The 14,403-nt window shown below is 73.0% G+C and carries 11 protein-coding genes and 1 riboswitch; of the genes, 8 read left to right on the top strand and 3 right to left on the bottom strand.

Annotated features, from left to right (window positions below):
• Nucleotides 1-18 precede the first annotated feature (18 nt).
• Complete coding sequence (gene pcrA, locus IG69_RS0113910) at nt 19-2,451, top strand: DNA helicase PcrA (RefSeq protein WP_030528774.1); 2,433 nt, start codon at nt 19-21, stop codon at nt 2,449-2,451.
• 74 nt (nt 2,452-2,525) lie between these two features.
• On the opposite strand, the gene IG69_RS0113905 is transcribed toward pcrA, so the two are convergent.
• Complete coding sequence (locus tag IG69_RS0113905; protein WP_051750577.1) at nt 2,526-3,305, bottom strand: M23 family metallopeptidase; 780 nt, start codon at nt 3,303-3,305, stop codon at nt 2,526-2,528.
• A gap of 407 nt (nt 3,306-3,712) precedes the next feature.
• A complete protein-coding gene (locus IG69_RS0113900) occupies nt 3,713-4,642 on the bottom strand; it encodes an esterase/lipase family protein (protein ID WP_030528772.1) in 930 nt (309 codons plus the stop codon).
• Between the two features lie 237 nt (nt 4,643-4,879).
• Here IG69_RS0113900 and IG69_RS0113895 point away from each other — a divergent pair, with 237 nt between their 5' ends.
• The 7 genes from IG69_RS0113895 (at nt 4,880) to purH (ending at nt 13,457) form a co-directional block, all read left to right on the top strand.
• On the top strand, nt 4,880-6,934 hold the full coding sequence (locus IG69_RS0113895; protein WP_036830181.1) for a M4 family metallopeptidase: 2,055 nt from the start codon (nt 4,880-4,882) through the stop codon (nt 6,932-6,934).
• A 212-nt stretch (nt 6,935-7,146) separates the two neighbouring features.
• Entirely contained in the window at nt 7,147-8,325 is a 1,179-nt protein-coding gene (sucC, locus tag IG69_RS0113890; RefSeq protein WP_030528770.1) for an ADP-forming succinate--CoA ligase subunit beta, read from the top strand.
• Between the two features lie 32 nt (nt 8,326-8,357).
• Complete coding sequence (sucD, locus tag IG69_RS0113885) at nt 8,358-9,251, top strand: succinate--CoA ligase subunit alpha (RefSeq protein ID WP_030528769.1); 894 nt, start codon at nt 8,358-8,360, stop codon at nt 9,249-9,251.
• A gap of 194 nt (nt 9,252-9,445) precedes the next feature.
• The gene (locus IG69_RS0113880) at nt 9,446-10,687 is read left to right on the top strand and encodes a cell division protein PerM (RefSeq protein ID WP_030528768.1); all 1,242 of its coding nucleotides are present in this window, start codon (nt 9,446-9,448) and stop codon (nt 10,685-10,687) included.
• Between the two features lie 20 nt (nt 10,688-10,707).
• Complete coding sequence (purN, locus tag IG69_RS0113875; protein WP_211251019.1) at nt 10,708-11,268, top strand: phosphoribosylglycinamide formyltransferase; 561 nt, start codon at nt 10,708-10,710, stop codon at nt 11,266-11,268.
• Nucleotides 11,259-11,684, top strand: a complete 426-nt coding sequence (locus IG69_RS0113870) for a TIGR03618 family F420-dependent PPOX class oxidoreductase (RefSeq protein WP_030528766.1) — start codon at nt 11,259-11,261, stop codon at nt 11,682-11,684. The genes purN and IG69_RS0113870 overlap by 10 nt, the downstream gene beginning before the upstream one ends.
• A 38-nt stretch (nt 11,685-11,722) precedes the next feature.
• Nucleotides 11,723-11,800, top strand: a riboswitch (ZMP/ZTP riboswitch).
• 31 nt (nt 11,801-11,831) lie between these two features.
• Nucleotides 11,832-13,457 (top strand): bifunctional phosphoribosylaminoimidazolecarboxamide formyltransferase/IMP cyclohydrolase, encoded by a 1,626-nt coding sequence (purH, locus tag IG69_RS0113865; RefSeq protein WP_030528765.1) that lies wholly within the window; start codon nt 11,832-11,834, stop codon nt 13,455-13,457.
• 39 nt (nt 13,458-13,496) lie between these two features.
• On the opposite strand, the gene IG69_RS0113860 is transcribed toward purH, so the two are convergent.
• Nucleotides 13,497-14,288: a formate/nitrite transporter family protein gene (locus IG69_RS0113860; protein ID WP_030528764.1), complete on the bottom strand. Its 792-nt coding sequence runs from the start codon at nt 14,286-14,288 to the stop codon at nt 13,497-13,499.
• Nucleotides 14,289-14,403 lie beyond the last annotated feature (115 nt).

Below are 14,403 nucleotides of genomic sequence, written 5' to 3'. Positions count from 1 at the left end.
CGTAGGGTGGACCCCGAGATGAGCACCCTCTTCGACGGCCTCGACTTCGGCCAGACCCACCCTGCCGACCCCGCGACCCATGCGAGCGCCCAAGCGGCCCTCGTCAACGCCGCCGGGGTGCCGACGTGGGCCGAGGCGGCCGCCGAGGGCCGGGGTCCCGACGGCGGTCCGGGCCGCCGCCTCGATGCCGCGGCCCTGCTCGAGGGGCTCAACCCGCAGCAGCGCGAGGCCGTGCTCCACGAGGGTCCGCCGCTGCTCATCGTCGCCGGCGCGGGCTCGGGCAAGACCCGGGTGCTGACCCACCGCATCGCGCACCTGCTCGCCGACCGCGGCGTGCAGCCGGGCCAGGTCCTCGCCATCACCTTCACGAACAAGGCCGCCGCCGAGATGCGCGAGCGGGTCGCCGACCTCGTCGGCCCGCGCGCCAAGGCGATGTGGGTCATGACCTTCCACAGCGCGTGCGTCCGCATCCTGCGCCGTGAGGCCGACAAGGTCGGGATGCGCTCGCAGTTCTCGATCTACGACGCCGCCGACAGCCAGCGGCTCATGGCGATGGTCCTGCGCGACATGGACCTCGACCCCAAGCGCTACAACCCGCGGGCCTTCGGGCACCAGGTGTCCAACCTCAAGAACGAGCTCGTCGACGAGGAGACCTTCGCGAGCCGGGTCGCGCAGGAGGGCACGCACCAGGAGCAGGTCCTCGCCGAGGCCTACACCGAGTACCAGCGGCGGCTGCGGCAGGCCAACGCGATGGACTTCGACGACCTCATCATGACGACGGTCCACATGTTCCAGGCCTTCCCCGACGTCGCCGAGCACTACCGGCGCCGCTTCCGGCACGTCATGGTCGACGAGTACCAGGACACCAACCACGCCCAGTACCAGCTGGTCAAGGAGCTCGTCGGCTCCGAGGAGACGCGCACCGAGCACGGCGTCGAGCCGAGCGAGCTCGTCGTCGTCGGAGACGCCGACCAGTCGATCTACGCCTTCCGCGGCGCGACGATCCGCAACATCGAGGAGTTCGAGGAGGACTACCCGCAGGCGCGGACCATCCTCCTCGAGCAGAACTACCGCTCGACCCAGACCATCCTGCGGGCGGCCAACGCCGTCATCGCGCGCAACGAGGGCCGGCGGCCGAAGAACCTCTGGACCGACAGCGGCGACGGCGCCCGGATCATCGGGTACGTCGCCGACAACGAGCACGACGAGGCCTCGTTCGTCGCGCGCACCATCGACCGGCTGACCGACGCGCACGAGGCCCGCCCCGGCGACGTCGCCGTCTTCTACCGCACCAACGCGCAGAGCCGCGCCCTCGAGGAGGTGTTCGTGCGGGTCGGGCTGCCCTACAAGGTGGTCGGCGGCACCCGGTTCTACGAGCGCCGCGAGGTCAAGGACGCGCTGGCCTACCTGCGGGTGCTGTCCAACCCCACCGACACCGTCAACCTCCGGCGGGTCATCAACGTCCCCAAGCGCGGCATCGGCGACCGCGCCGAGGCCTGCGTCGCCGCGCTCGCCGAGCGCGAGCGCATCCCGTTCGTCGCGGCCCTCGGGCGGCCCGAGGACGCGCCGGGCATCGCGACGCGGTCGGTCGCCGCCATCCGCGGCTTCACCCAGATCCTCGAGGACCTCGGGCGCGTCCGCGACGACGAGGAGACCGGGGTCGCCGACCTGCTCGAGGCGATCCTCGACCGCACGGGGTACCTCACCGAGCTGCGCGACAGTCGCGACCCGCAGGACGAGACCCGCGTCGAGAACCTCGCCGAGCTCGTCGCCGTCGCCCGCGAGTTCGACGACGCGCGCCGCGAGACCGGCGAGGTCATCAGCCTCGAGGACTTCCTCGAGCGGGTCTCGCTCGTCGCCGACGCCGACGAGATCCCCGACAGCGCCGAGGCCGAGGAGCAGGGCGTCGTCACCCTCATGACGCTGCACACGGCCAAGGGGCTCGAGTTCCCCGTCGTGTTCCTCACCGGCATGGAGGACGGCACCTTCCCGCACCTGCGCAGCCTCGGCGACGCCAAGGAGCTCGAGGAGGAGCGCCGCCTCGCGTACGTCGGCATCACCCGTGCCCGCGAGCGGCTGCACCTCTCGCGCGCCGCGGTCCGATCCGCTTGGGGCTCACCGCAGTACAACCCGCCTTCGCGCTTCCTCGACGAGATCCCGGGCGAGCTGCTCGAGTGGGAGCGCGAGCTCTCCGGGGCGGCGGCGGTCGGTCGTCGCGACCAGCGGCCGGCCGTCGCGACCCTCGCGGCCCGGCCCGGGGTGCGCTCGCCCGGCAACCGGCCGGTCATCCAGCTCGCGCCCGGCGACAAGGTCACCCACGACACCTACGGGCTCGGCTCGGTCGTGCGCACGCTCGGCGAGGGCGACAAGACGCAGGCCGAGGTCGACTTCGGCGGCGAGCTCGGCGTCAAGCGGTTCGTCCTGCGCTTCGCCCCGCTCGAGAAGCTCTAGCCGGGGACGCCGCGACCCCGGCGGGATGCGCCGGGGTCGTCGATCGTCGAGGGTGCCGCCGTGCGGCACCGAAGTCACCAGAGGCCGTGGTCCTTGAGCCAGGGCACCGGGTCGAGCGGGGTGTCGCTCGCGGTCGTCCGCTGGAACTCGAGGTGCAGGTGCGAGCCGAAGGAGTGGCCGGTGTTGCCGACGAGGCCCACGCGGTCACCGGGCATGACCTCCTGGCCCTCGGTGACGTCGATGCGGCTCATGTGGCCGTACCAGGAGATGCTGCCGTCCCAGTACTTGATCTCGACCTTGTAGCCGAAGCTGTCGTGCCAGCCGGCGCCGATGACCGTGCCCTTGGACATCGCCGAGAGGGGGGTGCCGGTCGGCGCGCCGAGGTCGATGCCGTCGTGGTTCTTGCCCCAGCGCCAGCCGTAGCCGGAGGTGATGTTCCAGACGCCGATCGGGCGGACCCACTTCTTGGCCTGCTTCTCGGCCTCGGCCTTGGCCTTGGCGACCTGCGCGGCGCGGCGCTCGGCGGCGCGGGCGGCCCGCACCTTGGCCTCCGTCCGGCCCTGGAGGGCTGCGGACTGGATGCTCGCGTCCTGGCGGCGGTTGGCCAGCTCGGCGCCCGTCTCGACGTCGGCGGCCTGCTGGGTGCGGACCATCGCGCTCTGCGAGCTGGTCAGCTCGAACGGCTGGGTGGTGGCCGACTCGGCCATGCTCGCGCCGGTCGCGGTGACGACGAGGCCGGCCGCGGCGACGGTCGGGAGGACGAACCCCGGGCTGAGGGCGCGGGGGGTGCGGGCGCGGCGCTGGACGCGGTGGCGTCCGGCGTAGTGGCGCCCGGTGTACGACCGGGAACTCACGACGGGGGGACCTCGGGGGTGTCGACGGCAGGGGCCTGGCGGGGCCGGTACACCGTACCGTGACCATTCCGTGACACAAAGGCGGGGGTGTGGACGACCGCTCCGGCGGGCTGACATCGATGTCGGTGCGCAGCCCGCTGACCTGCGAAAACGGTGCCGCGCGTGACGCCGGGCACGCCTGTGAGCCGTCTCAGGAGCCGGGCATCACGTGCTGCGGGCCCGGTTCGGACAGCGACAACCCCGCACGTGCGGGCTTTTCGAGCCCGCGGCCCGGTTAGGACAGCGACAACCCCGCACGTGCGGGCTTTCCGCGCTCTGGTCCGGGTTCGGACCGCGACAACCGCGCACGTGCGGGCTTTCCGCGCTCTGGTCCCGGTTCGGACAGCGACAATCCCGCACGTGCAGGGTCAGCTGCGGCGGGAGAGGGGGACGACGCCGCGGCGCACCGTGCTGCCGTCGGCGTCGAGCTGGGTCAGCGCGGTCGAGATGCCGTGGACGACCTCGCCGAGCATCGGCAGGGTGAGGTGCCCGGCGCCGTGCAGCCGGACCGACCGGGTCGCGAGGTCGGGATGCCGAAGCGCCGCCGAGCGCTGCGGCACGATGACGGCGTCGGTGTCGGACCAGTACACGAGGAAGCGGGTGCGGCAGCCGCGCACGGGCCGCGCGAGCTCGCGCATCAGCCCGCTGCCGGGACGCATCTGGCGCAGCAGCCGGGTCGGCAGGGCGTAGGCGGCCCACGTCCCCTCGTGCGGGGTCCCGAGGGTGACGAGCGTGTGCACCCGCGCGTCGCCGCCGAGCCGCGTCACGTAGTAGCGGGCGATGAGCCCGCCGAGGCTGTGCCCGATGACGTGGATGCGCTCGAACCTCGTCTGCTCGCAGACCGACTCCACCTCGTCGGCCAGGCGCAGGGCCGCGGTGCGGACGTCCGTCGCGACCGTCGAGTAGTTCATCGCGAAGACGTTCGAGAAGCCCCGGCGGGTCAGGCCGCGGCGCAGCACCGTGAAGACCGAGCGGTTGCTGACGATGCCGTGCACGAGCAGGATCGGCGTCCCCGCGGCCTCGACGTCGGCGACGAGCATGCCGCGCTGCACCGGGGGGAGGTGCTCGACGCGGTAGGCGGGACCGGCACCGGAGCGGCCGGAGCCCACCAGCCCGAGCGGCCAGGTCGTCAGGTGCGCCCCGAGCCAGACCGCCTCCACCGCGGCGCCGGCCAGCACGGCCGGGTCACCGAGGGCCCGCACCCCGCCGGCGAGCGCACGGCACGGCGAGTCGCCCCTCGGGGCGGAGGGCGCGGCGTCCGGGGTGGGGGCGCCGCGCAGCCGCTGGAGGCCGGCCATCGCGGCCTCACTGTAGGCGCGGCGCTAGCACGGGGGAAGCCGGCCGTCGACCGGTGGGCGAGCGGGACTCACAGGCGGCCCACGGGATAGGTCAAGGTCCCCCCGCAGACCGGTAAAGAGTTCCGGCGGGACGGTCAATCTTTCGCAAGATGCCTTGTCCGGCACGGCATCCGAGTTGGATGTTTCCACCCGTGCCCGAACACGGGTGCACCCCCCTCCCCAAGGAGATCTCCGACCGTGAGACGACTCACCACCGGCCTGGCCCTCGGCGCCGCCCTCGCGACGATCGTCGCCGGCACCACCTCCGCCAGCGCCGTCGGCGCCCCCTCCGCCGGCACCCCGGCCTCCTCCCCCTCCGCGGTCGCCGCGGGCTCCGACCACGCCGCCCTCGGGCTGGCCGCGGCCGAGAAGCTCGTCCCCCGGTCCGTCATCACCGACAAGGACGGGACGACGCACACCCGCTACGACCGCACCTGGAACGGCCTGCGCGTCGTCGGCGGCGACCTCGTCGTCGAGAAGAGCGCCATGGGCGCCCTCGAGGAGGTCCGCTACAACGCCGGCCGCAAGTCCGTCGCCGCCCCCTCGACGACCCCGAAGCTCGCCAAGACCGCCGCGGTCGCGACGGGCGCCGAGCGCTCGAAGGCCTCCGGCGAGAAGAGCCAGGGCGAGCTCGTGGTCTGGGCGGGCTCGGGCAGCCCCCGCCTGGCGTACGACGTCGTCACCACGGGGGTCAAGGCCGACCAGACCCCGAGCCGCCTGCACACGATCGTCGACGCGAGCACCGGCGCGGTCGTCTCGAGCTGGGACGAGATCGTCAACGGCACCGGCAACTCGATGTACTCGGGCACGGTGACGCTCAACACGACGCAGAGCGGCTCCTCGTGGCTGCTCAAGGACAGCCACGGCAACTACACGACCGACCTCAACGGCTCGACGAGCTCGACCGCGGCCGGCACGCAGTTCACCAACGCCGACAACGTCTGGGGCGACGGCACGGCCTCCAACCGCCAGACCGCGGCCGTCGACGCCGAGTACGGCGCCGAGAAGACCTACGACTACTACACCAACGTCCTCGGCCGGGCCGGCATCTGGAACGACGGCCGGGGTGCCCGCAGCCGCGTCCACTACGGCAACGCCTACGTCAACGCGTTCTGGGACGGCACCCAGATGACCTACGGCGACGGGACGAGCAACACCCACCCGCTGACGAGCATCGACGTCGCCGCGCACGAGATGAGCCACGGTGTCACCGAGAACACCGCGGGCCTGGCCTACACGGGCGACGCGGGCGGCCTCAACGAGGCGACCTCGGACATCTTCGGCACCGCCGTCGAGTTCTACGCGAACTCCTCGGCCGACCCGGGCGACTACCTCATCGGCGAGAAGATCAACATCAACGGCAACGGCACCCCGCTGCGCTACATGGACAAGCCGAGCAAGGACGGTGCCAGCCAGGACTGCTGGACCACCGGCACGAAGAACCTCGACCCGCACTACTCCTCGGGCCCGCTCAACCACTGGTTCTTCCTCGCCTCCGAGGGCAGCGGCGCGAAGACGGTCAACGGCGTCTCGTACAACAGCCCGACCTGCAACGGCTCGACCGTCACCGGCGCGGGCCGCTCGAACATCGAGAAGGTCTGGTACCGCACCCTCGCGACCAAGCTGACCTCGACGAGCAACTACGCCGCGGCCCGCGAGGGCGCCATCGCCTCCGCCAAGGAGCTCTTTCCGAGCAACGCCGCGGTCTGCACCGCGGTCGAGAGCGCCTTCTCGGCCATCTCGGTCCCGGCCGGCGCGCAGAGCTGCGGTGGCACGACCACCCCGCCGCCCACCAGCGGCAACCTGCTCCAGAACGCGGGCTTCGAGTCCGGCGCCACGGTGTGGACCGGCACGGCCGGCCCGATCACGAACAACACCGGCCGCCCGGCGCGCACCGGCAGCTGGAAGCTGTGGCTCGGCGGCAACGGCACGACCGGCACCGAGACCGAGCAGCAGACGGTGACCATCCCCTCGACCGCGACGGCTGCGACCCTCTCGTTCTGGGTCCGCATCGACACGGCCGAGACCACGTCGACCGCCTACGACACGATGAAGGCCCAGGTCGTGGTCGGCGGCACGACGACGACGCTCGCGACGTACTCCAACGCGAACAAGAACAGCTCGTACGTGCAGAAGTCCTTCAACCTGCTGCCCTACAAGGGCAAGGCCGTGACGGTGAAGTTCACCGCCACCGAGGACTCCTCGCTGCAGACCTCGTTCGTCGTCGACGACACCGCGGTGTCCGTGGGCTGACGCCCTCGACGCCCTCCCAGGGGCGGTCCGGCCACCGGCCGGGCCGCCCCTGCGGCGTCCTCCGGCCCGCCGGGACGGGCGCCGGTCGCCGCGTCGACGGCCCGGTCGGCGTGAGATTCCCCCCATCGGACGCCTCGGGTTCGGCCCTGCGACGTGGCGCGGATACGCTGCCCTGCGGACCACTTTCGCCGACAGTGAGGACGGATCGCCTCGTGGACCTCTTCGAGTACCAGGCCCGTGACATGTTCGAGAAGCACGGTGTCCCCGTGCTCGCCGGGGCCGTCGCCACCACGCCCGAGGAGGCGAGGGAGGCGGCCGAGCGCATCGGCACCGCGAGCGGCGGCGTCACCGTCGTCAAGGCCCAGGTGAAGACCGGCGGGCGCGGCAAGGCCGGCGGCGTCAAGGTCGCCAAGAGCGCCGACGAGGCGCAGGAGCACGCGAGCGCCATCCTCGGGATGGACATCAAGGGCCACACCGTGCACCGCGTGATGATCGCGCAGGGCGCCCGGATCGCCGAGGAGTACTACTTCTCCATCCTGCTCGACCGCGCGAACCGCACCTACCTCGCGATGTGCAGCAAGGAGGGCGGGATGGAGATCGAGCAGCTCGCCGTCGAGCGCCCCGAGGCCCTCGCGCGGATCGCCGTCGACCCCAACACCGGCATCGACGACGCCAAGGCCCGCGAGATCGTCGAGGCCGCCGGCTTCGAGGGCGAGGTCGCCGCGAAGATCGAGCCGGTCCTCAAGACCCTCTGGACGGTCTACCGCGAGGAGGACGCCACCCTCGTCGAGGTCAACCCGCTCGTGAGGACCAAGGACGGCGACATCGTCGCCCTCGACGGCAAGGTCTCGCTCGACGCCAACGCCGACTTCCGGCACCCCGACCACGAGGCCCTCGAGGACTCCGCCGCCGCCGACCCGCTCGAGGCCGCGGCCAAGGAGAAGGGCCTCAACTACGTCAAGCTCGACGGCTCGGTCGGCATCATCGGCAACGGCGCCGGGCTCGTCATGAGCACCCTCGACGTCGTCGCCTACGCCGGTGAGGAGTTCGGCGGCCAGAAGCCGGCCAACTTCCTCGACATCGGCGGCGGCGCCTCGGCCGAGGTGATGGCCAACGGGCTGCACATCATCCTCGGCGACGAGCAGGTGAAGTCGGTGTTCGTCAACGTCTTCGGCGGCATCACCTCGTGCGACGCGGTCGCCAACGGCATCGTCGGCGCGCTCGACGCCCTCGGTGACGAGGCCACCAAGCCGCTCGTCGTCCGGCTCGACGGCAACAACGTCGAGGAGGGCCGCCGCATCCTCGCCGAGCGCGCCCACCCGCTCGTCCTCATCGAGGAGACGATGGACGGCGCCGCGCGCAAGGCCGCCGAGCTGGCCTCCCAGAACTGACCCGAGCGAGCGAGAAGAGAGAACAGACACCCATGGCCATCTTCCTCACCGCGGACTCCAAGGTCATCGTCCAGGGCATGACCGGCTCCGAGGGCATGAAGCACACGCAGCGGATGCTGCGCTCCGGCACCGCCATCGTCGGCGGCGTCAACCCCCGCAAGGCGGGCACCGACGTCGAGTTCGAGGACGGCGTCTCCGTCCCCGTGTTCGGCACCGTCGCCGAGGCGATGGAGAAGACGGGCGCCGACGTCAGCGTCGCGTTCGTCCCCGCCGCCTTCACCAAGGCCGCCGCCGTCGAGGCGATCGACGCCGGCATCCCGCTGCTCGTCGTCATCACCGAGGGCGTCGCCGTCAAGGACACCGCGGAGTTCTACAACTACGCCGCGCAGAAGGGCGGCACCCGGATCATCGGCCCGAACTGCCCGGGCCTGATCAGCCCCGGCGCCTCCAACGCCGGCATCATCCCGGCCGACATCTCGGGCGGCGGCCGCATCGGCCTGGTCTCGAAGTCGGGCACGCTGACCTACCAGATGATGTACGAGCTGCGGGACTTCGGCTTCTCGTCCGCGGTCGGCATCGGCGGTGACCCGGTCATCGGGACGACGCACATCGACTGCCTCGAGGCGTTCGAGAACGACCCCGAGACCGACGCGATCGTCATGATCGGCGAGATCGGCGGTGACGCCGAGGAGCGCGCGGCGGCGTACATCAAGGACCACGTGACGAAGCCGGTCGTCGGCTACGTCGCGGGCTTCACCGCCCCCGAGGGCAAGACGATGGGCCACGCCGGCGCCATCGTGTCCGGCTCCTCCGGCACGGCGCAGGCGAAGAAGGAGGCCCTCGAGGCCGCCGGTGTCAAGGTCGGCAAGACGCCGTCCGAGACCGCCCAGCTGATGCGCGACATCATGGAGTCGCTCGCCGGCTGACGCCACCGCGACCGACCGCCCGCTCGGGGTGCCCCCACCCCGTCGAGCGAACAGGACACGCCGCCCGCGCCCGTGCGCCGGCGGCGTGTCCTGTTCTCTCGACCGGTGGGCCCGACCCTGCTCCGTCGCCGACCCCGCCGCCGCACGGCGCGGCACCACGGCTCGCGGCTGACCGTGCCGCAGACTGGTCCGCGATGACCGTCACGGACCGCACCACGTCCTCACCGGCCGGCACCGAGCCCGCCGGTGGCCACGTCCACCCGCTGGCGCCCGGCTGGCGGCGCTCCGGGCTCATCGGCGTCGCGACCGGGCTCGTGTCGGCGGTGCTCGTCGTCGGACCGGTCCTCGCGGCGTGGGCGGCCGACCCGCTCTCGAGCTCGGACGGGTCGTCGGCGACGGCGGTCGGCGCCTCGGCCTGGCTGCTCGCCGGCGGAGCCCACCTCGGGGTGGGGACCGCCACCATCGCGCTGACGCCCCTGCTGCTCCTCGGTGTCCTCGTGCTCGTCGCCCGCCTGGGCGCGCGCGAGGCGATGGTCCGGGTCAGCTCCGAGGGGGAGTGGTGGGCCGGCCTGCTGCCGCGCCCGTTGGCCGCCGCGGTCGGGGCCTGGTGGGCCGGCTACGCGGCCGTCGTCGGCATCGGCTGGGTGCTCGCCGCGAACGGCCCGCTGCCGCCCCGGCCCTGGACGCTGCTCCTGCCGGCGGTCCTCGTGCCCCTCGTCGGGCTCGGGTACGCGCTGCGCGCCGTCGGCCGCGACGACCCCGACGTCCTCGGGCCGCGCCTGGTCCTCCCGCTGCCCGACAGCATCCGTCGCTCGGTCGGTCCGGGGCTCGCGGGCGCCGGCCTCCTGATCATGCTCGGGATGGTCGCCGTCCTCCTCGCGGTGCTCCTCGCGTGGCCGCGGGTCGTGTCGATCCAGTCCGACCTCGCTCCCTCGGGTGTCGGCGTCGCGGTGCTCCTCGCGGGGCAGCTGGCAGGCCTGGCCAACCTCGGCCTGTGGGTCGTCTCGTTCGTCGCCGGCCCGGGCTTCTCGGTCGTCGAGGGCGCTTCCGTCACCTGGGACGGCTCCGAGACGGGGTTGCTGCCGATGGTCCCCGCGCTCGGTGCGCTGCCCCAGCCGGGGCGCTTCCCGGGGCTCGTCGGCGTCGTCTGCGTGCTGCTCCTCGTCGGCGCCGGGATGTGGGTCGGGCGACGCGCCGTCGCGACCGTGGCCCGGCTCGCCCGGCTGCGCACCAAGCTCGTCGTCGCCGTGTCCTCGTGCGTCGTCACGGCGCTCGCCATCGGGCTGCTCGACGCCGTCGGCGGCGGGTCGCTCGGGGCCTACCGGCTGTCGTCGGTCGGGGCCCCGGCCCTCGAGATGGCGCTCTCGGCGCTCGCGTGGCTCGTCGTCGGCGCCGTCCTCTTCGTCCTGCGTGACGCGTGGCGGCTGCGCCGGTGAGCGCGGGGTCAGGTGGCCCGCTGCGGCTGGCCGTGCTCGTCTCCGGCTCCGGGACCAACCTCCAGGCGGTCCTCGACGCCGGCGACGCGCCCCTCGAGGTCGTCGTCGTCGGAGCCGACCGCGACGGCACGCGCGGGGTCGAGCGGGCGCGGGAGCGCGGCATCCCGACGTTCGTCTGCCGGGTGCCCGACCACGACACCCGCGCCGACTGGGACGCCGCCCTCGCGCGCCTCGTCGCCGCCCACGACCCCGACCTCGTCGTGTCCGCGGGCTTCATGAGGGTGCTGGGGCCGGCCTTCCTCGAGGCGTTCCGGGTGGTCAACACCCACCCCGCTCTGCTGCCGAGCTTCCCCGGCGCGCACGGCGTGCGCGACGCGCTCGCCCACGGGGTCAAGGTCACCGGCTGCACCTGCCACTGGGTCGACGCGGGGGTCGACACCGGGCCGATCATCGACCAGCGCGCCGTGCGCGTCGAGGACGGCGACGACGCCGTCTCGCTGCACGAGCGCATCAAGGAGCAGGAGCGCGGGATGCTCGTCGACGTGCTGACCCGGCTCGCGCAGGACCGCTCGTGGCGCTGACCCCCGACGCGCTCGCGCCGAACGTCCTTGCCTTCCTCCGCGAACGCCACCTCGCGACCCTGACGACGCTGCGCCGCGACGGCAGCCCGCACAGCGTGCCCGTCGGCTTCACCTGGGACGAGGAGCTGCTCGTCGCCCGGGTCATCGCCGCGCGCTCGAGCGCCAAGGTCGTCCAGGCGCGGGCCGGACGTCGCGCGTCGCTCACCCAGCACGAGGGGCGGCGGTGGGTCACCTTCGAGGGGACGACCCGGGTGCTCGAGGACGCCGACGCCGTCCGCGACGCCGAGGAGCGCTACGCCGTCCGGTACCGACCGCCCCGGCCGAACCCCGAGCGGGTCGTCGTCGTCCTCGACGTGGACCGGGTGCTCGGTGGCTCCTGGCCCGACCCGCTGCCCCCGTCGCCCTACGCCCGCTGACCGGGAGCGTTTGGGGGCCGCCGTCGACGCTGGCTAGAGTGGCCGACGACGACTGGCGCGGGTGGGTCACCACCGGGAAGTCTGCAGTCGGGGCATCGCCCGCCTGGGTGCTCCGGGACCGACCCCGTCGACCCCGAGGAGCCCTCCATGGCATCCGTCTCCGCCCCCGGCCCGACCCAGGACGTCCGCCCCGTGCGTCGCGCCCTCGTCTCCGTCTACGACAAGACTGGCCTGCCCGAGCTCGTGCAGGGCCTGCACGACGCCGGCGTCACGCTCGTCTCGACCGGCGGCAGCGCCGCGCTCATCGAGTCGCTGGGCCTGCCCGTCACGCGTGTCGAGGAGCTGACCGGCTTCCCCGAGTGCCTCGAGGGCCGCGTCAAGACCCTCCACCCGCGCGTCCACGCCGGCCTGCTCGCCGACACGCGCAAGCCCGACCACCTCGCGCAGCTCGAGGACCTCGGCGTCGAGGCGTTCGAGCTCGTCGTCGTCAACCTCTACCCCTTCCGCGAGACCGTGGCCTCCGGCGCGACGCCCGACGAGTGCGTGGAGCAGATCGACATCGGCGGTCCCTCGATGGTCCGCGCGGCCGCGAAGAACCACCCGAGCGTCGCCGTCGTCACCGACCCCGCGGCCTACGGCGTCGCCCTCGAGGCGGTGCGCTCCGGCGGCTTCACCCTCGAGCAGCGCAAGCGCCTCGCGGCCGAGGCGTTCGCGCACACCGCGAGCTACGACGTCGCCGTCGCCTCCTGGATGGGCAACGCCTACGCGGACACCTCGGACGGCACCGGCTTCCCGGCGTGGACCGGCGCGACCTGGAAGAAGTCCGCGGTCCTGCGCTACGGCGAGAACCCGCACCAGCGCGCCGCGCTCTACACGCACTGGCGGCCCGGCCTGGCGCAGTCCGAGCAGCTGGCCGGCAAGGAGATGTCGTACAACAACTACGTCGACGCCGACGCCGCGCTGCGCGCCGCGTACGACCACGGCGACCAGCCGACGGTCGCGATCATCAAGCACGCCAACCCGTGCGGCATCGCGGTCGGCGAGACGGTCGCCGAGGCGTACACCGCCGCGCACGACTGCGACCCGGTGTCGGCCTTCGGCGGCATCATCGCGACCAACCGCCCGGTGACCCGCGAGATGGCGCTGGCGACGAACGACGTCTTCAGCGAGGTGATCGTCGCGCCGGCGTTCGACGACGACGCCCTCGAGATCCTCCGCGAGAAGAAGAACCGCCGGCTGCTGCGCCTGCCCGAGGGCGTCGAGCGCTTCAGCGACCCGGTCGAGTTCCGCGCCGTCTCCGGCGGTGTGCTCCTGCAGGTCCGCGACGCGGTCGACGCCGTGGTCCGCGACGACGAGGGCGCCACGACCGGCGGCGACGACGCCGCGCACTGGCGCCTGGTGTCCGGCGACGCCGCCGACGAGCGCACGCTGACCGACCTCCAGTTCGCGTGGCGGGCGGTGCGCGCGGTCAAGTCCAACGCCATCCTCCTCGCCAAGGACGGCGCGTCCGTCGGCATCGGCATGGGCCAGGTCAACCGGGTCGACTCCTGCCACCTCGCGGTGACCCGCGCGGGGGCGCAGCGGGCGCGCGGCTCGGTCGCGGCGTCGGACGCGTTCTTCCCGTTCGCCGACGGCCTCCAGGTGTTGCTCGACGCCGGCGTCCGCGCGGTCGTGGCGCCCGGCGGCTCGATGCGCGACCCCGAGGTCGTCGCCGCCGCGCAGGCCGCCGGCGTGACGATGTACTTCACCGGCACCCGCCACTTCGCGCACTGACGGGTCGCGCGCCCGGCCGCGGGTGGGGGCGGGCGCGGGTCAGGTCGTCGCCGACCGCTCGCGCTCGACCTCGACCCGCGGCGCGGAGCGCACGAGCCGCAGGAACGTCACGAAGCCGACGCCCCCGACGACGTTGCCGAGGCTCGCCCACACGAGCGCGGTGAGGAACTGCCCGATCGTGATGTCGGAGCCCGCGATCGCCGCACCGATGATGAGGATCTGGTCGAGCACGGCGTGGAAGAGCTCGGCGCCGACGAGCACCGCGCTGAAGAGGATCGCGGGGACGATCTTGACGCCCATGCTGTCGGTGCTGTTCTGCATCCGGGTCATCAGGGTGATGACGAGGCCGCCGAGCACGGCGAGCATGAAGCTCTTGGCGCTGATGCCCAGCTCGGCGTAGTGCTCGCCCGTCTCGCGGGTCACCTCGGCGAGGTCGGGCCGGGCGACGAGGATGACCCAGATGATGACCGCGCCGCCGGCGACGTTCGTCAGGAGCGTGACGACCCACAGGCGCAGCAGCCGGCCCCAGTTGCCCTTCTCGGCGACTGCCGTGGTCACGGGCACGAGGAAGTTCTCGGTGAACAGCTCGCTGCGCGCGAGGAGCAGCGCCACGAACCCGACCGAGAACGCGAGCGCGGCGAGCAGCTGGCTGCCCGTCTCGTGCTTGACGACGAGGTAGGCGAGGATGCCGACGCCGACGTCGATGCCGCCGAGCAGGCCGGTCGGCAGCAACGTCCAGATCGGTCGCTCCAGCCGGTCGCGCCCCTCCTCGAGCAGTCGCTCGAAGGCCTCGTCGATCTCCTCGTCGGGCTGCTCCTCGGCGGTGTCCACGACCGGAACCTACCGCCCCCGGCCCCCTGCCGACCCCCCGCGAACGCGTGTGAAACCGCCGGGGAGGCCCGGCGGTTTCACACGCGTTCGCGGGAGGGGCGTGGGCGTCGGAGAG

This window comes from Phycicoccus jejuensis, assembly GCF_000720925.1.
Lineage (GTDB): Bacteria > Actinomycetota > Actinomycetes > Actinomycetales > Dermatophilaceae > Phycicoccus > Phycicoccus jejuensis.
The sequence above is the reverse complement of the archived record's forward strand: the minus strand, read 5'-3'. Positions and strand labels throughout refer to the sequence as shown.

Coding starts and splice junctions, on each gene's coding strand:
- IG69_RS0113900 (WP_030528772.1), bottom strand. CDS start 4,642: ATGGCCGGCCTCCAGCGGCTGCGCGGCGCCCCCACCCCGGACGCCGCG.
- pcrA (WP_030528774.1), top strand. CDS start 19: ATGAGCACCCTCTTCGACGGCCTCGACTTCGGCCAGACCCACCCTGCC.
- purH (WP_030528765.1), top strand. CDS start 11,832: ATGGCATCCGTCTCCGCCCCCGGCCCGACCCAGGACGTCCGCCCCGTG.
- IG69_RS0113880 (WP_030528768.1), top strand. CDS start 9,446: ATGACCGTCACGGACCGCACCACGTCCTCACCGGCCGGCACCGAGCCC.
- sucD (WP_030528769.1), top strand. CDS start 8,358: ATGGCCATCTTCCTCACCGCGGACTCCAAGGTCATCGTCCAGGGCATG.